The sequence below is a fragment of the Sneathiella sp. D3-11 genome, from assembly GCF_055809395.1.
This window is the reverse complement of record NZ_CM147911.1, coordinates 815,639-835,606: the sequence shown is the minus strand read 5'-3', so window position 1 is coordinate 835,606 and position 19,968 is coordinate 815,639. Positions and strand designations below refer to the sequence as shown.

17 protein-coding genes and 2 pseudogenes are annotated in these 19,968 nt (G+C 55.4%); 7 read left to right on the top strand and 12 right to left on the bottom strand.

Annotated features, from left to right (window positions below; translation table 11 throughout):
• Nucleotides 1-10: 10 nt before the first annotated feature.
• The 9 genes and pseudogenes from topA to ruvX all read right to left on the bottom strand — a co-directional run bounded on the left by topA (nt 11) and on the right by ruvX (nt 8,040).
• Nucleotides 11-2,635 (bottom strand): type I DNA topoisomerase, encoded by a 2,625-nt coding sequence (gene topA / locus AC0L73_RS04435; RefSeq protein WP_473654982.1) that lies wholly within the window; start codon nt 2,633-2,635, stop codon nt 11-13.
• A 72-nt stretch (nt 2,636-2,707) separates the two neighbouring features.
• Entirely contained in the window at nt 2,708-3,589 is an 882-nt protein-coding gene (gene dprA / locus AC0L73_RS04430) for a DNA-processing protein DprA (RefSeq protein WP_473654981.1), read from the bottom strand.
• Nucleotides 3,567-3,827: a hypothetical protein gene (locus AC0L73_RS04425; RefSeq protein WP_473654980.1), complete on the bottom strand. Its 261-nt coding sequence runs from the start codon at nt 3,825-3,827 to the stop codon at nt 3,567-3,569. Before AC0L73_RS04425 ends, dprA begins: the two co-directional genes overlap by 23 nt.
• A gap of 73 nt (nt 3,828-3,900) precedes the next feature.
• Complete coding sequence (locus tag AC0L73_RS04420) at nt 3,901-4,551, bottom strand: hypothetical protein (RefSeq protein ID WP_473654979.1); 651 nt, start codon at nt 4,549-4,551, stop codon at nt 3,901-3,903.
• A 75-nt stretch (nt 4,552-4,626) separates the two neighbouring features.
• Nucleotides 4,627-5,280: a glycerol-3-phosphate 1-O-acyltransferase PlsY gene (gene plsY, locus AC0L73_RS04415; RefSeq protein WP_227949940.1), complete on the bottom strand. Its 654-nt coding sequence runs from the start codon at nt 5,278-5,280 to the stop codon at nt 4,627-4,629.
• A 9-nt stretch (nt 5,281-5,289) separates the two neighbouring features.
• Nucleotides 5,290-5,694: an amidohydrolase family protein gene (locus AC0L73_RS04410; protein ID WP_473654978.1), complete on the bottom strand. Its 405-nt coding sequence runs from the start codon at nt 5,692-5,694 to the stop codon at nt 5,290-5,292.
• A complete protein-coding gene (locus AC0L73_RS04405; protein WP_473654977.1) occupies nt 5,691-6,581 on the bottom strand; it encodes an amidohydrolase family protein in 891 nt (296 codons plus the stop codon). Before AC0L73_RS04405 ends, AC0L73_RS04410 begins: the two co-directional genes overlap by 4 nt.
• Nucleotides 6,578-7,525, bottom strand: coding sequence for an aspartate carbamoyltransferase catalytic subunit (locus AC0L73_RS04400; RefSeq protein WP_473654976.1), 948 nt, complete (start codon nt 7,523-7,525; stop codon nt 6,578-6,580). The genes AC0L73_RS04405 and AC0L73_RS04400 overlap by 4 nt, the downstream gene beginning before the upstream one ends.
• A gap of 55 nt (nt 7,526-7,580) precedes the next feature.
• A pseudogene (ruvX, locus tag AC0L73_RS04395) lies at nt 7,581-8,040 on the bottom strand (Holliday junction resolvase RuvX).
• A 104-nt stretch (nt 8,041-8,144) separates the two neighbouring features.
• On the opposite strand from ruvX, the gene gatC reads away from it, so the two are divergent.
• Genes gatC through gatB form a run of 3 tightly spaced genes read left to right on the top strand, consistent with a single transcriptional unit; the run spans nt 8,145 to nt 11,367 of the window.
• Nucleotides 8,145-8,432 (top strand): Asp-tRNA(Asn)/Glu-tRNA(Gln) amidotransferase subunit GatC, encoded by a 288-nt coding sequence (gatC, locus tag AC0L73_RS04390; protein ID WP_227949949.1) that lies wholly within the window; start codon nt 8,145-8,147, stop codon nt 8,430-8,432.
• The gene (gene gatA, locus AC0L73_RS04385) at nt 8,432-9,910 is read left to right on the top strand and encodes an Asp-tRNA(Asn)/Glu-tRNA(Gln) amidotransferase subunit GatA (protein WP_473654975.1); all 1,479 of its coding nucleotides are present in this window, start codon (nt 8,432-8,434) and stop codon (nt 9,908-9,910) included. Before gatC ends, gatA begins: the two co-directional genes overlap by 1 nt.
• A gap of 2 nt (nt 9,911-9,912) precedes the next feature.
• A complete protein-coding gene (gatB, locus tag AC0L73_RS04380; protein ID WP_227949953.1) occupies nt 9,913-11,367 on the top strand; it encodes an Asp-tRNA(Asn)/Glu-tRNA(Gln) amidotransferase subunit GatB in 1,455 nt (484 codons plus the stop codon).
• 308 nt (nt 11,368-11,675) lie between these two features.
• On the opposite strand, the gene AC0L73_RS04375 is transcribed toward gatB, so the two are convergent.
• A complete protein-coding gene (locus tag AC0L73_RS04375) occupies nt 11,676-11,993 on the bottom strand; it encodes a hypothetical protein (protein WP_227949955.1) in 318 nt (105 codons plus the stop codon).
• Between the two features lie 108 nt (nt 11,994-12,101).
• On the opposite strand from AC0L73_RS04375, the gene recO reads away from it, so the two are divergent.
• From recO to AC0L73_RS04355, 4 genes are all read left to right on the top strand, one after another.
• A complete protein-coding gene (recO, locus tag AC0L73_RS04370) occupies nt 12,102-12,890 on the top strand; it encodes a DNA repair protein RecO (RefSeq protein WP_227949957.1) in 789 nt (262 codons plus the stop codon).
• Between the two features lie 42 nt (nt 12,891-12,932).
• On the top strand, nt 12,933-15,161 hold the full coding sequence (gene parC / locus AC0L73_RS04365; protein WP_227949959.1) for a DNA topoisomerase IV subunit A: 2,229 nt from the start codon (nt 12,933-12,935) through the stop codon (nt 15,159-15,161).
• A 35-nt stretch (nt 15,162-15,196) separates the two neighbouring features.
• Nucleotides 15,197-16,807, top strand: coding sequence for an AMP-binding protein (locus AC0L73_RS04360; protein WP_473654974.1), 1,611 nt, complete (start codon nt 15,197-15,199; stop codon nt 16,805-16,807).
• A 116-nt stretch (nt 16,808-16,923) separates the two neighbouring features.
• Nucleotides 16,924-17,520: a biotin transporter BioY gene (locus AC0L73_RS04355; RefSeq protein WP_227949963.1), complete on the top strand. Its 597-nt coding sequence runs from the start codon at nt 16,924-16,926 to the stop codon at nt 17,518-17,520.
• A gap of 60 nt (nt 17,521-17,580) precedes the next feature.
• Here AC0L73_RS04355 and AC0L73_RS04350 read toward each other — a convergent pair.
• Together AC0L73_RS04350 and AC0L73_RS04345 are read right to left on the bottom strand one after the other, a co-directional pair.
• Nucleotides 17,581-19,156, bottom strand: a pseudogene (locus AC0L73_RS04350) (TRAP transporter large permease).
• Nucleotides 19,153-19,683: a TRAP transporter small permease subunit gene (locus AC0L73_RS04345; protein WP_473654973.1), complete on the bottom strand. Its 531-nt coding sequence runs from the start codon at nt 19,681-19,683 to the stop codon at nt 19,153-19,155. The pseudogene AC0L73_RS04350 and the gene AC0L73_RS04345 overlap by 4 nt, the downstream one beginning before the upstream one ends.
• Nucleotides 19,684-19,968 lie beyond the last annotated feature (285 nt).

The window sequence follows — 19,968 nt, the reverse complement described above, 5'->3', positions numbered from 1 at the left end:
AACGATAAGTTCATTCCGCCGCCGCCGCCGGCTTTTTAGGGGCCGCCTTCTTCTTTGCGGGCGCCTTTTTCTTCGCCGGTGCCTTTTTCTTTGTGGCGCCGGCTTTCTTGGCGAGCTTCGGCTTCTTACCGCTCTTCTCCGCCCGTTCGGCTAGCAGCTTGACGGCTTCGTCCAGTGTGATCGTCAGGGGGTCGGCATCCTTCGGGATGGTCGCATTGATACCGCCATGAGTGACATAGGCCCCGTAGCGCCCGTCTTTCACGTTGATATCCGCCTCATCTGCCGGATGCTGCCCGACAACCCGAAGCGGCGCTGTCGTGCGACCGCCACCGCGTGTTTTTGCTGCGGCCAGTAGTTCGACCGCACGGTTCATACCAACGGTCAGCACTTCCATACTGTTTGAAAGCTTGCCGTATTTTCGTTCGCTTTCCACATAAGGGCCATAACGGCCGAGCCCTGCGGTGATTATCTTGCCGGTTTCCGGATGTGGGCCGATGTCGCGCGGCAGGCCGATGAGTTGGACTGCGAGATCGAAATCGATGGATTCCAGAGGGATATCTTTCGGGATCGAAACGCGTTTTGGCTTTTTCTTGGGTTCCGGCTCACCAAGCTGCAGATAGGGTCCGTAGGGACCTTTTCGCAGAGTGATCATCAGCTCGCTTGCGGGATCGACGCCAATTTCTTTCGGGCCATCGTCCGCTGTGCTGTCCGCGTCTTCCGCACTTTCGCCTAGCTTGCGTGTGAAGCGGCAGTCGGGATAGTTGGAGCAACCAATAAAGGCCCCGAAACGGCCAGTCTTCAGGCTGAGGCGGCCATCGTCGCATTTCGGACAGGAACGGGGATCTTTCCCATCCTCGGTCGGGGGGAAAACATGGGGTGCTAGAACCCGGTTTAGTTCCTCCAGAACATCAGAAACACGAAGTTCTGCAGTGCCTTCTACTAATGTATTAAAGTCAAACCAGAAGTCGCGTAAAACCTGTTTCCAATCCATATTCGCGGCGGACACATCATCTAGCTTTTCTTCCAATTGCGCTGTGAAATCATATTCCACATAGCGCGTGAAGAAGGAGGCGAGAAAGGCTGTGACGAGCTGCCCCTTGTCTTCGGGGATAAAGCGCTTCTGGTCGATCCGGACGTAATCGCGATCCTGCAAAACAGAAATGATAGAGGCATAGGTTGATGGTCGGCCGATGCCGAGTTCTTCCAGCTTCTTGACCAGGCTTGCCTCCGAATAGCGGGGTGGCGGCTCGGTGAAATGCTGGTCCTCACGGACTTTGTCCGTTGCGACATCTTCTCCGGCCTTGACGGCGGGCAGGCGGCTGCCATTTTCGTCATCCGCCACGTCGTCGCGGCCTTCTTCATAGAGTTTGAGGAAGCCGGGAAAGCGGACGACGCTGCCGGTGGCACGTAATATCTGGCCCTCGCCATCGCTGAAATCAATAGTGGTGCGTTCAAGCTGCGCGCTTTCCATCTGGCTGGCAATTGTCCGCTTCCAGATCAATTCATAGAGCCGCAAATGCTCCTGATCCAGATATTTAGCGACCATTGCCGGCGTGCGCGACAGATCCGTCGGGCGGATGGCCTCATGGGCCTCCTGCGCATTCTTGGATTTCGATTTATAGAAGCGCGGCTTCTCCGGCACATATTCCTTGCCATACTCGCTGGCGATCACATCGCGGGCGCTATGCATAGCCTCCATCGCCAGGCTGACACCGTCAGTACGCATATAGGTAATCAGGCCCTGCGTCTCACCGCCGAGGTTGAACCCCTCATAGAGCTTTTGCGCGACCATCATCGTCCGTTTCGCCCCATAACCCAGCTTGCGAGAGGCTTCCTGCTGCAGGGTCGAGGTGGTGAAGGGCGGGGAGGGGTTACGCTTTGTGGGTTTCTGCGTGACATCTGCAATTGAAAAGCTGCCAGCCCGGACTTTTTCCGCGGCTGCCGTCGCGGTTTCTGCATTCGGCAGGGCAAATTTGTCGAGTTTCTTGTTCGCAAGATGGGTTAGCCGTGCGGTGATCTTGTCCTTTTTGCCGGTCAGGAAATCCGCATCGATCGTCCAATATTCCTCTGCGGTAAAGGCTTCGATCTCCAGTTCCCGCTCGCAGATGAGGCGGAGCGCGACGGACTGAACGCGGCCCGCAGATTTCGCGCCCGGCAATTTCCGCCAGAGAACCGGCGATAGGGTGAAACCCACAAGATAATCGAGTGCTCGGCGCGCCTGTTGTGCATTCACGAGGTTCATATCCAGCTCACGCGGATTAGCGATTCCCTCCAGCACGGCGCGCTTGGTGATCTCGTTAAAGACGACGCGGCTGACTTTCGCGTCCTTCAGTTTTTTCTTCTCTTCCATCACCTTCAGCACATGCCAGGCGATGGCCTCTCCTTCACGATCCGGGTCAGTTGCGAGATAGAGATTTTCCGCGCCGGAAAGCGCATCGGCAATGGCCTTGATATGCTTTGCGGATTTCGCATCATTCTGATAATGCATGGCAAAATCCTGATCCGGCTCGACTGAGCCATCCTTCGACGGCAGGTCGCGGATATGCCCGTAGGATGCCAGAACCGTATAGTCCGAGCCCAGATACTTATTAATCGTCTTGGCTTTTGCAGGGGATTCGACAACAACAACGTTCATATCAATACCGCAGACTTTCTACTTATATACAAGGTCTCTCTTTTGCACGTCATGCCGTGATATATAAAGGTGCTATTCGACGATTGAAACCCTGTTTCCGAAATGGCGTTCTATTCTGCCTGCCAGTTCCAGTTCAAGTAAAATCGTTAAAATCGTTGCAGGGGAGTGTCCGGTGAGGCGGATCAGTTCATCGATTTCGACCGGCGTCGGACTGAGATAAGAGAGAATATCCGGGCGTAGCCGATCAAGTTCCTGTTCCGCTGGCTGTACAGGATCGAGGAATGGTAGAAGCGGTTGGTCCGGTTCTTTCAAGGGGCGCTGGCGAATGCTCTGCAACGCATCGATGATATCTGTTGCCTCTTCAATCAGCATAGCACCGTTCCGGATAAGGTTGTTTGTTCCTTTTGCACGCGGATCCATGGGGGAACCCGGCACAGCAAACACCTCGCGCCCCTGTTCCAGAGCCATGCGCGCGGTAATGAGTGAGCCAGAGCGGGGAGACGCCTCCATTACCAGTACCCCAAGTGCAAGGCCGGAAATAATCCGGTTGCGGCGGGGAAAATGACGTGCTTGCGGGACGATGCCCATGGGCTGCTCCGCGATGACGCAGCCGCGTTCGTATATTTCCTCCTGCAGGGCCTTGTTCTCGCGCGGATACGGATAATCGAGGCCGCCACCGACCACGGCGATGGTTCCGCCCTCCAGTGAAGCCTTATGCGCCGCCGTATCGATGCCGCGCGCAAGGCCAGACGCGATAATGATATTCGCCTCGGATACGCCGCTAGCGATCTGTCCAGTCAGGCGCAGCGCGACAGCGGAAGAGTTGCGGGCGCCGACAACGGCCAGAATGTCCTTATTTAACAAATGGGCATGGCCGCGAATGGAAATGACGGGCGGCGGATCGGCAATCATACGCAGGGAATGCGGATAATCAGGTTCGCATGCGGCGATCATTTGCCCGCCAAAGGTCAAAACGGCGTCCATCTCCCGCGCGGCTTCCCCGGCTGGGCAGACGCGGATCGGTTTTGCGACCCCCTTTTCGCGCGAGATCGGGCAGAGCCTCAAGTGCTTTTGACGCACTGCCGAAACGACCCAGCAACTGAAAAAAGGTGATTGGGCCTACATTCTCGGACCGGATAAGGCGAAGCCAGGCCAGTCTTTCTTCTGCTGACAGTTCTGTTTGCTGTTCCATTTTTGGAAGATGGCAGAAGAACAATTATCGCGTCAATTGAATTTTTCCACGACATATGCGCGTTATATATTGCCTAGGTCTTGTCATCGTCAGTCTCTATGTCGCGAAACTGCGGCGACATGTTGAAAAGGTTTTTAAACGACAAAGCGTCCGATTTTCTTTCTTCAATTGGTGTTGGATTGGCGGAAACAGACCCTATCGATGGCTCTGCTGCGGGAATGATCAGGGGATCAGGCGCCGCTTCCAATCGTTCCATCATATTCTCGAATTTTTCGATTTCCGCCAGAACTTTCATTTCTTTCGCCACGTTGTTGTCCTGCAGTTTCTGTCGTTGAACTGGGGATTTCATCATAACGTCGGGCGTTCTCTTATTGGATTGGGTCTGCATGGTAGTCCGGGGATTTCGCTTGATCATCTGTCGCCGCCTCAGCTTGCGGGGGTGGCGGTCATCCTGCCATAGCTCGCGTCGTTTTGCCTTTGGGTCAGGGCCCCTAAAACTGCGCGTGTCTGGTTCTTCGATGGTCGGCGATGGTGCTTCTTGCTGATCATCCAGAACCGTTTTATGAAGGATGACAAATTTATCCTGAAAAAAGCTGTGACGCTCGGCGATGTCGGCTTTATGGCGCGTGACATGCGCCGTAAAAGCATTCCCTGCCGCGTCCTGCAATTGTTGCAGGCGGAGGACGTTGACATCCTCAATAAACTGCGTGGCACCCGATTCCATCGGCTTGTCCTTGATCTCTCAGGCGTTAATATTCTCTTTTAAATAAGTATAAAGAAAATATAGTTCAACCGATGATCAGGATTTCTTTTTGCCGATATGGGGCTCTTCACCTTTCATTATGCGACCGATATTTTCCCGGTGACGGAGAAATATCAGCAAGGCCATTAGCGCGGAGAACTCAATCCGTTGGGTGTCTCCATAAAACGTACCGCCAAGCGGAGAGAGATCTTGTAGGATATAGATGTAAAGCGGGGCGAGCGCGGCTGCGACCAGCGCCGACAGCGACGAAATCCGGAAAATCAGCGCGGTCACCAGCCAGGTGAGCGCAACGGCCAATCCGGCGGGCCAGCTTATCGCCAGCATCACACCGATAAAAGTCGCGACACCCTTGCCACCCTTGAATTTCAGCCAGATTGGGTAGAGGTGGCCGAGAAAAGCTCCACCGCCCGCGAGCACTGCATAATCCTGCGTGAAGAATGTATTGGCGAGAATGACGACAAGAGCCCCTTTGCCACCGTCAAGCAACAAGGTGGCAAGCGCGAGGCCCTTGTTGCCAGTGCGCAGAACATTTGTCGCACCGATATTGCCAGAGCCAATTTTCCGCACATCTCCAAGCCCGGCCATTTTTGTGAGCACCAGCCCAAAGGGGATGGAGCCAATCAAATAGCCGATGACGGCGGCGGCATAAAAGGGCCAAGTATAGCTGAAATCGCCTAAAGGATCAGGCATTCGGGCCTCCTAAAGCTCAAAAACGGCTTTGCCGCGCACAAAGGTTTTAAGAACGCGACCCTGCAGCAGATGGCCGTCAAAGGCGGTGTTCTTCGATTTGGAGAGTAGGGCGTCGCCATCCACCTGCCAGGGTTTTTCCGTGTCGAAAAGGAAAAGATCAGCATCCGCGCCTTTTTTGAGTGCTCCGGCGTCAAGTCCGAGAAGCTTAGCAGGCGCGACTGTCATGGTATGGAGCAGACGGAGGAGGTCAACATCTCCGTTGTGATAGAGTCGCAGGCTGACCGGCAGCATGGTCTCCAGCCCGATCACGCCGGGCTTGGCTTGCGCAAACGGCACGCGCTTGCTGTCCGCGCTTTGCGGCAGATGCTGGGATGAGATAATATCGATGGTGCCGTCCTTGATTCCCTCGATCACGGCGAGGCGTTCCTCCTCCTCACGAAGGGAGGGGAGACGCGGGCGAAGGTACGATACTCGCCAAGTTCCAGATCATTGAGCGCGTGATAATGAGGGGCGGTGCCGGCCGTGACATTCAACCCGTCATTCTTCGCCCGGCGCATAGTGTCGAGGGCGTCTTTCGTGCTCAAATGCGCCGCATGCCATCGCGCGCCGGTCATCTTGACCAGCCGGATATCGCGTTCCACCAGAATGGCTTCGGCGCAGGTGGGTACGGATTTGAGACCCATGAAAGTGGCCGTACGTCCGCCGGTTATCACACCGCCCGCCGCGAGCGCGGGGTCCTCTGCATGGACGATGACGGGAAGGTCGAACATGGTGGAATAGGCAAGCGCCCGGCGCATCAGATTTATATTCTGAATGGCGAACTGGCCATCACTGACGGCGACGACACCTGCCTCGGAGAGAAGGCCCATCTCAGCCATTTCTTCGCCCAGCAGGCCTTTCGTCAGCGCGCCGGTAATACATACCTTGACCGCACAGGAGTTTTTCGCGCGTCGCTGCACCATTTCAACCAGTGCCGGATCATCGATGACCGGTTCAGTGGCAGGAAAGGCATTGATGGTGGTCACCCCGCCCGCGGCGGCGGCCATCCCGGCGGTCGCCATGGTTTCGCGGTGTTCCTTGCCGGGCTCGCACAGATAGGCATGGGCGTCGACAAGGCCGGGGGCAAGATAGTAGCCGTTGCAATCCTCTATTTTTGCGCCGTCGGGCAACGTGTCTTTGGTGATTTGCGTGCCCCAGTCGAGAATTTTCCCCTTTTCAATCAGGACGCCGCCTTGGGTGTCCGTGTTTGTTGCCGGGTCCAGCAGGCGGGCATTGATGAGGGCACGGATCGGTTTGCTCATTCCACTATCTCCCGCGATAGAAGGTCAAGGCAAGCCATGCGCACGGCGACCCCCATTTCCACCTGTTCCGATATGGCACTGATGTTCAGATCATCGGCAATCTCGGAGTCAATCTCGACGCCCCGGTTCATCGGCCCCGGATGCATGATCAAAGCGTCCTTCTTGGCGACGGACAGCTTTTCCTTGTTCAAGCCAAAGAAATGGAAATATTCGCGGATCGACGGCACGAAGGAGCCTTGCATCCGTTCGGTCTGCAATCGCAGCATCATGACAATATCGGCGTCCTTCAGCCCTTCGGACATTTTGTTATAAACTTCCACACCCATCTTCGCGGCGTTGGACGGGATCAGGGTGGTCGGCCCGACGATCCGCACCCGCGCGCCCATGATGTTCAAAAGCGCAATGTTGGAACGGGCGACGCGGCTATGCTGGATATCGCCGCAGATGGCAACAATCAGCCCTTCCAGTCGGCCTTTGCGCCGACGGATGGTGAGCGCGTCAAGTAACGCCTGTGTCGGATGTTCATGACTACCGTCCCCGCCGTTGATCACCGCGCAATCGACCTTTTGCGAAAGAAGATGCGGCGCGCCCGAATCACCATGGCGGATCACCAGCACATCCGGGTGCATGGCGTTTAGCGTCATCGCCGTGTCGATCAGGGTTTCGCCTTTTTTCACCGAGCTCGATCCGACCGACATATTGATGACATCCGCACCGAGGCGCTTGCCCGCCAGCTCGAACGAGGTTCGGGTCCGAGTGGAGTTTTCAAAGAAGAGGTTGATCTGGGTCTTGCCGCGCAGGAGATCACGCTTTTTATCTGGCGTGCGGGCGATCTCTGCGTAATGTTCGGCCAAAGAAAGGATTTGATTGATATCGGTTGCATTCAGCCGTGCGATATCAAGGAGATGCCGATGGGCAAATCGTATGGGATCTGAGTTTGTCATTAAAAGCCAACTGTATAGCGGCCTTCCCAAAAAGCGACAAGCGCAAGTTGATTTTTTATCTCATCGCATCGAGCGCGCCCTGAAGGATAAAGGCGGCGGCCATTTTATCGACCGCTTTTGCCCGTTTCTGGCGGGATGCGTCGGCGTCAATCATGCTGCGGGTGACGGCGACGGTGGACAGGCGCTCATCCCAGAAACACATGGGCAGGTCGAAATATTCCTCAAGATTTTTCTGAAATTGGCGAGATCGACTGGCAGCGCGGCCCCTCGCTTCCGTCCATATTGACTGGTAGACCAATGACGAAACCGCCGATGGACCATTTCTCGATAATTTTGCGGATTTCTTCCGCATCCACCTTGAACTTTGTCCGCTTGATTGTCATAAGAGGCGTGCCTATTTTCAAGGCGGGGTCGGAAATGGCCAGACCGATGGTTTTCGTGCCGGGGTCCATGCCGAGTAGCCGCTTGTCGATGGGCAACAGATGTTTCAAATGGGTGGGGTTGTCGAGAAGCATTGGTTACGCTAATTTGCAGCCAATGTCGGCTTGGCGTTCGTTTTAAGTTGGAAACAGTCCGGGCCGACCCTCCGGATAGCTTCTTTTATAGCAAAGGGTGACAGATGTCGCTTGATAAAGCCACTGTGGCTAAAGTAGCCAACCTGGCCCGCATCAAGATCGAGGAAAAAGACCTCGAACCGATGGCGGCCGAATTGAATAATATCCTGGGCTGGGTTGAACAGCTTGGCGAGGTGAATACCGATAATGTGGAGCCGATGACCTCGGTTGCCGAAATGAGTCTGCGCTGGCGCGCCGATGAGGTAACCGACGGCGGTTATGCAGAGGATGTTGTCGCGAACGCGCCGAGCAGTGAAGACGGGTATTTCGCCGTACCGAAAGTGATCGAATAATGAGTGATCTGACAAAACTGACAATTGCGGAGGCGCTGGGCGGCCTTGAGAAAGGCGACTTTTCCTCGCGTGAGTTGACAGCTGCCCATATCACGGCGATGACGGCCTCCAAACCGCTGAACGCCTTTATCACCGAAACGCCGGAGCAGGCGGTCGATGCCGCAACCGCGTCGGATGCGCGCCGCGCGAAAGGGGAGGCGGGCAAGCTTGAGGGTATTCCAATCGCCATCAAGGACCTCTTTTGCACCAAGGGCGTGCTGACCACAGCAGCCTCCCATATTCTCGATGGCTTTACTCCGCATTATGAAAGTACCGTCACGGCCAATCTCTGGGGTGCGGGCGCGGTGATGCTCGGCAAGGTCAATCTTGACGAATTCGCCATGGGCTCCTCCAACGAGACCAGCTATTACGGTAATGTGGTCAACCCCTGGCGGCGCGACGGCGACGATAGTGCGCTTGTGCCGGGCGGTTCGTCCGGTGGTTCGGCCAGTGCGGTTGCCTCCTTCAGCGCCATGGGCGCAACGGGAACGGATACCGGCGGATCGATCCGCCAGCCTGCGGCCTTCACCGGGATTGTCGGCATGAAGCCAACCTACGGGCGTTGCTCCCGTTGGGGCGTGGTAGCCTTTGCCTCCAGTCTCGATCAGCCGGGACCTATGGCCCGCAGCGTGCGCGATACAGCGATCATGCTGGAGGCCATGGCCGGGTTCGATGCGAAAGACAGCACAAGTGTGAATATGTCAGTGCCGAATTTCGAGGACGCTATGACCGGCGATATCAAGGGTCTCAAAATCGGTATCCCGAAGGAATACCGCATCGACGGCTTGAGTGATGAAATTGACGCGCTCTGGCAGCAGGGCATCGACTGGCTGAAAGATGCCGGGGCGGAGATTGTCGATATCAGTTTGCCACATACAAAGTACGCACTCCCGGCTTATTATATTATTGCACCGGCGGAGGCGTCCTCCAACCTCGCGCGTTATGACGGCGTGCGCTTCGGTCTCCGGGTTGAGGGGGAAGACCTCAACGATATGTATGCCAGCACCCGCGCCGAAGGCTTCGGTGCAGAAGTGAAGCGCCGCCTGTTGATCGGCACCTATGCGCTCTCCGCCGGTTATTACGATGCCTATTACCTGAAGGCGCAGAAAGTCCGCGCCCGCATCGCCGAGGATTTCAAGCAGGCATATCTCAATGTCGATGCAATCCTCACCCCGACGGCGCCCTCGGCCGCCTTTGGCTTCGGCGAGAAGGGGGATGACCCGCTCGAGATGTATCTCAATGACGTCTTTACCGTTCCGGCGAGCCTTGCCGGTCTTCCCGGCATTTCGGTTCCGGCAGGTCTTTCCAAGGAAGGTCTTCCGCTTGGCCTGCAACTGTTGGGCAAACCGTTCGATGAGGAAACTGTCTTCCGCGTGGGCGGCGTTCTCGAAGAGGCCGCCGGCTTTACCGCCACACCGACCGACTGGTGGAGGGGATAACGATGGGTATGATTATTCAGGGTGCCACCGGAGATTGGGAGGTCGTGATCGGCCTTGAAATCCATGCGCAGGTCACCAGCAAGTCGAAGCTTTTTTCGGGTGCATCCGCCGCCTATGGGGCAGAACCGAACAGCCAGGTTTCCTTCGTTGACGCGGCGATGCCGGGCATGCTTCCCGTGATCAACGAGATGGCGGTGGAGCAGGCGGTGCGCACGGGACTCGGGCTCAATGCCAAGATAAATAAATTTTCTGTCTTTGATCGGAAGAACTATTTTTACGCCGATCTGCCGCAGGGCTATCAGATTAGCCAGTTCTTGCAGCCGATCGTCGGAGAGGGAAAAATCCTCATCGACCTGAAGGACGGGGAGACACGGGAAATAGGGATTACCCGCCTGCATCTGGAGCAGGACGCGGGCAAAAGCCTGCATGACCAGCACCCGAGCCAAACGTTCGTCGATCTTAACCGTTCCGGCGTGCCGTTGATGGAAATTGTGTCCGAGCCAGATATGCGTTCGCCCGAGGAAGCGGCGGCCTATGTGAAGAAAATACGCAGTATCGTGCGTTATCTTGGGACATGTGATGGCAATATGGACGAGGGCTCCATGCGCGCCGACGTCAATGTGTCCGTGCGCAAACCGGGTGATGAGTTTGGTACGCGCTGCGAGATGAAGAATATCAACTCCGTCCGTTTCATGCAGCAGGCGATCATCTATGAAGCCAACCGCCAGGTTGATATTATCGAGGCGGGCGGCACGGTCGATCAGGAAACCCGGCTCTACGATCCGGACAAGGGCGAGACCCGGTCCATGCGCTCCAAGGAAGAGGCGCATGACTACCGTTATTTCCCGGATCCGGACTTGCTGCCGCTTGAATTCGACGGTGCGTTTATCGAGCGCATTCGCGAAACCCTGCCGGAATTACCCGATGATAAAAAGGCGCGCTTTATCAGTGAACTTAGCCTTTCCGCTTATGACGCGGGCGTGCTGGTTACGGAAAAAGAAGTCGCCGATTATTTCGAGGCGGTGGCCGAGGGACGCGATGCCAAGCTCGCCGCCAACTGGGTGATCGGCGAGTTGTTCGGCAACCTCAACCGGACGGGGAAGGATCTTTCGGACAGCCCGGTCGAGGCGAAGGCGCTCGGTGAACTGATTGACCTGATTAAAGATGGGACGATCTCCAACCGTATCGCGAAGGAAGTCTTTGAGGAGATGTTCGATACCGGTAAGGCCGCGGCTGATATTGTCGAGGAAAAAGGCCTGAAACAGGTTTCCGATACCGGCGCAATTGAAGCTGCGATTGATGAAGTGATTGCCGCTAACCCCGATAAACTTGCGGAATATCGCGGCGGCAAGGACAAGCTTTTCGGCTTCTTCATGGGGCAGGTGATGAAAGCGACGCAGGGCAAGGCGAACCCCGGCGTTGTCACCGAAATCCTGCGACCCAAACTCGACGGTTAGTTCGACGAAATAGCAAAGACAAAATGCGGTCGCGTGAGCAGCCGCATTTTCTTTATCTTATGCGTAAGATTGCACCGCCCAGATCAACATTAACGCCGGGAAGGTCAAGACATAGGCGACTTCACGGAGGTTGGAGAGCCGTTTACTGCGGGCTTTGGTTTTGCGTGAAGACATGATTTATCCTTGAAATACATGAAGAAATTGAACTTATGTGCGAGAAAATGTGGTTGTTTCGCATATGCAGCATTGATTTAAATCAATGGCTTGCCGGATTTACTTCGCGAGCGCAACATTTTTCCGGCAAGTCGCTAGATCAAGACAATTTCTAACCGGTAGGGTGAGTCCTTTGTGATCTGGATAATCTCTATGTCGTGATTTGTCGGCGTTGATTTACGGTAGGTAACGCCCCAGGCTGTCACGTCGATGCGGCAGATTAGTCCGTCATATTTCAATGCGACCTGATAGCCAGACGATGGCCCGCGGCACCGGCAGCGGTGATATTTGAACGGGGTGAGAATTTCCGGCGGGGGAGACAGCCATTCCACGCTCTCGGTGTCCAGCTTTTGATAGTAGAGGTTTTTATCGTTGATAGTGCTGATCAGGGCGATATGGGTTTCCAAGGGCATTCTTCCTTCCTTTTTTGTCCCCCTTGGGACGCATAGCCGCTCCGCCTTGTGAGAAAAAGGAGTGCGAATTCTGTTCGGAATAACCGCATGATCTGGTAGGCTCATTAAATGCAGTGGAACGATAGTGGCCTTATCCTCAGTGTCCGCAAACACGGGGAAAATAGCGTGATTATTCATGCCTTTACCCGGAAGCAGGGGCGTTCTTCCGGGCTGGTGCGCGGCGGAGTTGGCCGCCGATTACGCGGTATTTTGCAGCCGGGCAATGAAGTTGAGCTTGAATGGCGGAGCCGCCTTTCCGAACAACTTGGGTCTTTCACAGTCGAACTTAAGAAATCCCGGGCAAGCGCCCTGTTTGATATGCCGGATGCGCTCGCAGGCGCGAGTTCCGCGTTGGCGCTTCTGGATATTGTCTTGCCCGAGCGGGAAGCGCATGGCGCGCTCTTTGATGCAACGCTTTTACTGTTCGATGCACTTGCCGACCAGCCGGAAATATGGCCACTTCTGCTGGCGCGTTGGGAACTCGGCCTCTTGACTGAGATTGGTTACGGCCTTGACTTGACCCATTGTGCCGCGACGGGAGTGACGAGCGATCTTGTCTATGTTTCCCCCAAATCCGGGCGCGCTGTCAGTGCTGGCGCCGGCGCACCCTACCGGGAGAAACTGTTGCCCCTGCCGGCTTTTCTTGGTGCCCGGTCGCTAGATCCGGACGCCGCAGAGGAGGCGCCTTCAGCAGATATTCTCGGCGGGCTGGAGCTTACCGGCTACTTCATCGGGAAATTTATCAGCGAGCATCACCCGAGGGTTCATCTCTCCGCGCGGGAGCGGATGCTGAGTGCTCTCCGGCGTCGTCACGCCCCTCAATCCGGGGAAAAAATACCGGAAAATGACGAGGCCTAATTTTTTCCTCCTCAAACGAAAATCAGGTGGTATATAGGAGGCATGAGTGACCATTCCCCCATTAGACCTGGCGAAATTGTTCCTACTTCGCTGAAAGACGCCATAAGCGAGCGTTACCTCGCCTATGCGATGTCCACCATCATGTCCCGTTCTCTTCCCGATGTGCGCGACGGGCTGAAACCAGTTCACCGGCGTCTCCTTTATGCGATGCGGCTGCTCAAGCTCGATCCAGGGTCGGGCTTCAAGAAATGTGCCCGTGTTGTCGGCGATGTGATCGGTAAATATCACCCGCATGGTGACCAGTCGGTTTATGACGCTCTGGTCCGTCTCGCGCAGGAATTTGCGCAGCGTTATACGCTGGTGGAAGGGCAGGGAAATTTCGGGAATATCGATGGCGATAACGCAGCTGCCATGCGTTATACGGAGGCGCGCCTTACCATCATCGCCGAAATGTTACTTCGTGATATCGATCAGGACACGGTCGATTTTCGCCCGACTTATGATGGTGAAGATAAAGAGCCAATGGTACTCCCGGCGGCTTTTCCGAATCTGCTCGCCAATGGCTCAGCGGGTATCGCTGTCGGTATGGCAACCTCTATCCCGCCGCATAACGCCATTGAACTCGCGAATGCGCTTTTGCATTTGATCAAGTATCCGAATGCCGGCATCGACAAGCTGGTGGAGTTTATTCCGGGTCCTGATTTCCCGACTGGCGGGGAGTTGGTGGAGAAACCGGAAAATATCCGCGAGGCCTATCTCACAGGGCGCGGCAGTTTCCGTCAGCGTGCGACATGGGAAGTGGAAGACCTTGGGCGCGGCACATATCAGATTGTTGTCACGGAAATTCCTTATCAAGTGCAGAAAAGCAAGCTGATCGAACGGATTGCCGATCTGATCCAGACCCGGAAGCTGCCCTTCCTCGCCGATGTGCGCGATGAATCGGCGGAGGATGTTCGGCTCGTGCTGGAACCACGAAGCAAGAATGTCGAGGCTGAGATGCTGATGCAGGGTCTCTTCCGCCTCAGCGATCTGGAAACACGCTTCTCACTCAATATGAATGTGCTTGATGCAACTCAGACGCCCGGGGTGATGAGCCTGAAAGATGTGCTGCTTGCCTTCCTCGATCACCGGTTCGAGGTACTGGTCCGTCGCTCCAAATTCCGGCTTGGCAAGATTGAGGCACGGCTGGAAGTTCTGGAAGGCTATCTGATCGTCTTCCTCAATCTTGACGAGGTGATCCGCATCATCCGCGAGGAGGACCATCCTAAGCAAAGCCTGATCGACACCTTCAAGCTGACAGACAATCAGGCGGAAGCGATCCTCAACATGCGGCTGCGGTCTTTGCGCAAGCTGGAAGAAATGGAGCTGCGCACCGAGCATGATACTCTGAGCGCGGAAAAGGCTGGCCTTGAGGCCCTGCTGGAGAGCGAGGATCTCCGAAAGGAAGCCATCTCGGACGAGATTCGCGAGATGAAGAAGGCCCTACAAAAGGTGCCCGCAATTTCCGAACGGCGGACCCGCATCGGCGAGGCACAAGAGCTTCCCGATATCCCGCTTGAAGCGATGATTGAGAAAGAACCGATTACCGTTATCTGTTCCGACAAGGGCTGGATCCGTGCGCTGAAAGGCCATGTTGATGAAGGCGGGAGCGAGAAATACAAGGATGGAGACAAGGGCCGGTTCTGGATCAAGGCGGAGACGACGGACAAGCTTGTCCTGTTTGCGACCAACGGACGGTTCTACACGATTGGCTGCGACAAGCTTCCGCGCGGACGCGGGCATGGAGAGCCGGTGCGCCTGATGATTGATCTTGGTAATGATCAGGATATAGTTTCGCTCTTCGTGCATAAGCCGGACCGCAAATTGCTTGTCGCTTCCAGTGACGGGCGCGGTTTTGTCATTGATGAAAATGGCGTCATCGCCCAGACCCGAAACGGCAAACAGGTCCTGAATGTTTCCGGCGATGTCGAGGCGGCCTTCTGTGTCGATGTAGAAGGCGACAGTGTCGCTGTGATCGGCGATAACCGCAAGCTCAACTGCTTCGCGCTTGAGGAACTTGGTGAAATGGCTCGCGGGCGCGGCGTCACGTTGCAGCGCTATAAGGATGGCGGGCTATCGGACATCAAAACCTTTACGAAGGAAGAAGGGCTCACCTGGAAGTCGGGGGAGCGCACCCGGACCGAGGCCGACCTCACCGGTTGGTACACACGGCGCGGGAATGCAGGTCGTCTGCCGCCGCGTGGTTTCAACAAGAGCAATAAATTCAGCTAGATTAATTCCAGTATTGTCAGTGAAACGAGGGGATAATGAACACTGTTTATGAGGCTTTTCGCACAACCTTTGCGAAATATCCGGATAATCCATTTCTCTGTGTGCCTGCTTACGCGAAGCGCAGCTATCATCCGGGCGGTATCGAGATAACCTATGCGGAAGCGGCGGAAGAGGTTGAGCGACTGAGGTCAGTTTACCGGAGTTACGGCTTTTCCCACGGCAACCGGATTGCCTATCTACTGGAGAATCGTCCCGATTACCTTCTGCATCTGTTGGCGGCGAATTCCCTTGGTGTTTCCTGCGTGCCCGTCAATCCGGACTACCTGCATGATGAGATGTCCTATCTGCTCGATCATTCGGAAGTCGATCTTGTCGTCACGATCGAAGAACGAGCAAAAGATGTGCAGGCCGCCGCATCGGAGCGGGTTCGTCCACTTCCTGTTGTTCTGTTCGAGAAATTTGGCGGCCCTATGCCGCGCCCTCGTCCGGCGCCACACGCAGGAAAAGAGCCAGAACTGATGAGCGAGGTCAGCCTTCTTTATACCTCCGGCACGACCGGGCGACCAAAGGGCTGCGTCCTGACCAATGATTACTTCCTGACCGCCGGGCGGACCTATATGGAACTGGGTGGCGTTGCCACCATTCGTGAGGGGCAGGAACGGGTTTATAATCCGCTACCGCTCTTTCACATGAACGCAGGTGCGGTGTCTTTCGTCTGTATGATTCTCTCCGGAGGCTGTCTGGTGATCCCCGACCGGTTTCATCCCTCAACTTGGTGGCAGGAAATCGCCGAGACACGCGCGACTGGCATCCATTATCTCGGTGTTGTTCCACCGCTTCTCCTGAATCGGCCGAAAAGTGATCTGGACACCGCGCATAACGTGCGCTTCGGGCTTGGTGCAGGCGTAGAGCCGGAGCTACATGAAATCTTCGAGAAGCGCTTCGGCTTCCCGTTGGTCGAGGTGTGGGGCATGACTGAAACCGGCCGTATCTTCGCCGATAGCATTGAACCGCGGCTAATCCATACCCGCGCCTTCGGTCGCCCGGGCGAAATGCAGGCGCGAGTTGTTGACGAGAAGGATCAGGATGTTCCCGTCGGGGCAGAAGGCGAATTGCTGGTGAACTGCGCTGGCGAAGATCCACGGCGAGGCTTTTTTGCCGGTTATCTCAAGAATGAAGAGGCGACAGAGGAAGCCTGGCAAGGCGGCTGGTTCCATACCGGTGACACAGTGCGCCAGGACGAGAGCGGGATGCTTTATTTCGTCGACCGCAAGAAGAACATCATCCGCCGCTCCGGAGAGAATATTGCCGCCGCCGAAGTGGAGGCTGTGCTACAGGCGCATGACGATGTGGCCAAAGTTGCAGTGATCGCGGTGAAGGATGAAATCCGTGAAGAAGAAGTCATGGCCTGCATTGTTCTGATGGAAGGGGTCGTTTCTTCGGAAGAGACTGCACGGAAGATTTTCGATTATTCGAATGAAGCACTTGCTTACTTCAAGACGCCGGGCTGGATCCTGTTTCTGGAGGACCTGCCAACAACTGGCACCCAGAAAATTCAGAAAACCAGAATTTTCGGGTCTGACGTCGATCCCCGTGCAGAAGAAGGGGCGGTTGATTTTCGGAGCATTAAGAAAAAGTCCAAGTAGATTTCTGAATAAATTTAAGCGCTTAACGTATATTTTATATTGATTGCCAAACAGACGTTTGGTAGATTTACTTTTTATCCTACGCCCGTTCGGGCAAGTTAGTAAAAGGAACCCAAATGGCTTCATCTGAGACTTCTTCAACCCTGATCGGCGCATTGTGGAGCGTGGATGCGGACGCCTCCCGTGTGGAAAAACTATTCCGGATTGCCGTTCTTGCCTTCGCCGGAACCGCGCTTCTCGCGATTTCCGCACAGATTTCTGTTCCCATGTGGCCCGTGCCCATGACCATGCAGACATTTGCCGTTGTCCTGATCGGGGCGGCCTATGGCTGGCGTCTTGGTGGTGCCACGGTGGCGCTTTATCTCGCCGAAGGGGCCATGGGCCTGCCGGTCTTTGCAAATGCGGGTAGCGTTGCCTCCCTTGTTGGCCCGACGGCGGGTTATTTGGTTTCCTTTGTTGCCGCCGCCGCCCTCGTTGGCGCATTGGTCGAGAAGGGCTGGGGTCGCTCCCTCACGAAAACAACGCTGGCCATGACGATTGGTACAGCGGTGATCTTCGCGGGCGGCGTTGCCTGGCTCTCCACATTCACTGGCGTTGAAAAGGCGTTGGTTGTCGGGATGTATCCGTTCCTCGTCGGCGCAGTAGTCAAGATCGCGCTGGCGGTTGCTGTTCTGCCGATGGCATGGAAGCTGGTCGGTAAAATCCGTAAATAATTCACAGAATTTTATGCGACAGGCGGGCGGGGCGTTGAAAGGCGTCCCGCCCGTTTTTTGTTAACCCCCGCCGTTCAAATAATGAGGTAGCCAGGTTGCAAGCGCGGGAAAAGCAGCAAGCAGGCCGAGCGCCGCAAGCTGTAGCAACACAAAGGGAATTGCGCCGCGATAAATAACGCCTGTCGTCACTTCCGGCGGGGCAACACCGCGAAGATAAAAGAGTGCAAAACCGAACGGCGGGGTTAAGAAGGATGTCTGCAGGTTCATCGCGATCATGATGCCGAGCCAGATGGGGCTGATATCCATCAGCAGCAGCACCGGCGCAACCACGGGGACTACAACGAATGTAATCTCTACGAAATCGAGGAAAAAGCCGAGCAGGAATATCACGATCATGACGGCGAGCAAAGCGCCGAAACGTCCGCCCGGCAGATCGCTCAGCAGGCGGTAGACGAGGTCATCCCCGCCGAGGCCCCGAAAGACGAGACTGAAAATTGTTGCGCCGATCAGGATAACAAAAACCATAGCCGACATTTCCATGGTCGACTGGCACACCTCGCTCAGGATGCGACTTTGGTAAAGCCGGAGAAGGGCGAGCATCAGCCCTGCGATTATTAGCGTGAGGAGGAGAAATGCAAAGACGGCCGCGAGGCCAATCCCCTCCGTGGCGATGCCTTTCAAATCAACGAAGTTGGCGAGTATGAGTAACGCAAATACGCTGATCCCTGCGGCATAGAGCAGCCAAGTCTCGCGTCCCCCACGACGCAGGGAGGCGAGCAGGATCGCGCCAATAGCGCCGACGGACGCGGCCTCTGTCGGGGTGGCAATACCGAGCAGGATCGAGCCCAGCACCGCAATGATCAGGATAACTGGCGGCAAAAGTGAACGGAGGAGGAGTGGAAACAGTTTAATCCCGGAGCCTGTTGTGGTCTCCATCGGGACCGCCGGGGAGCTTTCTGGCTTCAGCCAAGGCTATGGCGAACTGATAGAAAATATAGAGCCCGACGAGAATCAATCCCGGAAACAGAGCTCCTGCAAAAAGATCACCAACCGAGACAGGCTCCGGCGACCAGTTGCCCTGCAGCGACTGGGCGGCGACATAAGCATTCGAAACCTGTTCCGCTAAAATAATCAATACGATAGAGGGTGGGATTATTTGTCCGAGGGTACCGGCGGCGCAGATTGATCCGGCGGCAAGGCGCGGATCATACCCCTTGTTCAGCATGGTCGGCAAAGACATGAGCCCCATGGTGACGACGGCCGCGCCGACAATGCCGGTGGAGGCGGCAAGCAGTGCGCCAACAACGATCACGGAAATGCCAAGACCACCGCGCAAATTCCCGAATAGGGCGCCCATGGCGGCGAGCAGTTCTTCCGCCACGCGGGATTTTTCCAGCATGATTCCCATAAAGATAAAGAGCGGCACGGCGAGCAGCGTCTCATTCCACATAGCGACGCCGAAGATGCGCGACGGGATTGCCCCCAGCAATGAAAGGTCAAAAACGCCAAACAGCCAGCCGACGCCGCCCACAAAAAGCGCGCTGCCCGCAAGCGTGAAAGCCACCGGGTATCCCGCCATCAGACTGAGGATGGTAACCGCGAATAAGGCAAAAGCGAAAGTGTCCGCGATCGTCATGGCTGTCCCTTCGCGAAAATTTGGACAATCGCGTGGCAGGTGCTCGCGATCCCTTGCAGGATCATCAGGACAGGAAAGGCCAAAAGTAGAGATTTTAAAAGGAAGAGAACCGGCAGGCCGGAGCTTTCGCGCGATCCTTCCATAATCGTCCAGGAACCGGCAACATAGGGCCAGCTGATAATCAGGATCACGAGGCAAACCGGGATCAGTACGAACAGGTTACCCAGAAGATTGATGAAGGCCTTGCCTTTTTCTCCGAGCTTGCCATAGAGAATATCGATGCGCACATGTCCGTCGCGGCGCAGGGTATCGGCGGCGCCAAGCATAAACAAAAGGGCGAAACTGTAGATCACGCTTTCCTGCACTGCGATTAGGCCGATGCCAAAGACATAGCGGGCGAGGACGAGGAAAAACTGTGTGAGCACCATAAACAGCGCGAGCCAGGAAATATATTTTCCGACGGTGGCGCTCAGTGAATCAAGTAATCCGGCAAGTGAGGTGAGGCGGGTCACGCAGATTTCTTCCATATTACAGGGTCTTCGCCCCTGTCTAGCAGAACTGAAGGCGTTATAGGCGAGAGGCTGGAATTTGGCAACTAAAGGGAATTTTTAGGGGTCGCCCTATGCAGCATTTTGAACGGATTCGAATAGTTACATCTTGAATAAGGAGGAAATTGCCCTAAACCGCGATAATTTATACTGTTTTTCTAGTCATCATCAAAAAAATATGAAGACGAGATTACCTCTGTCTGTAAATATGATTTATTTGATAATATATATAATAAAAACAGATAATTATATACTATATTTAAT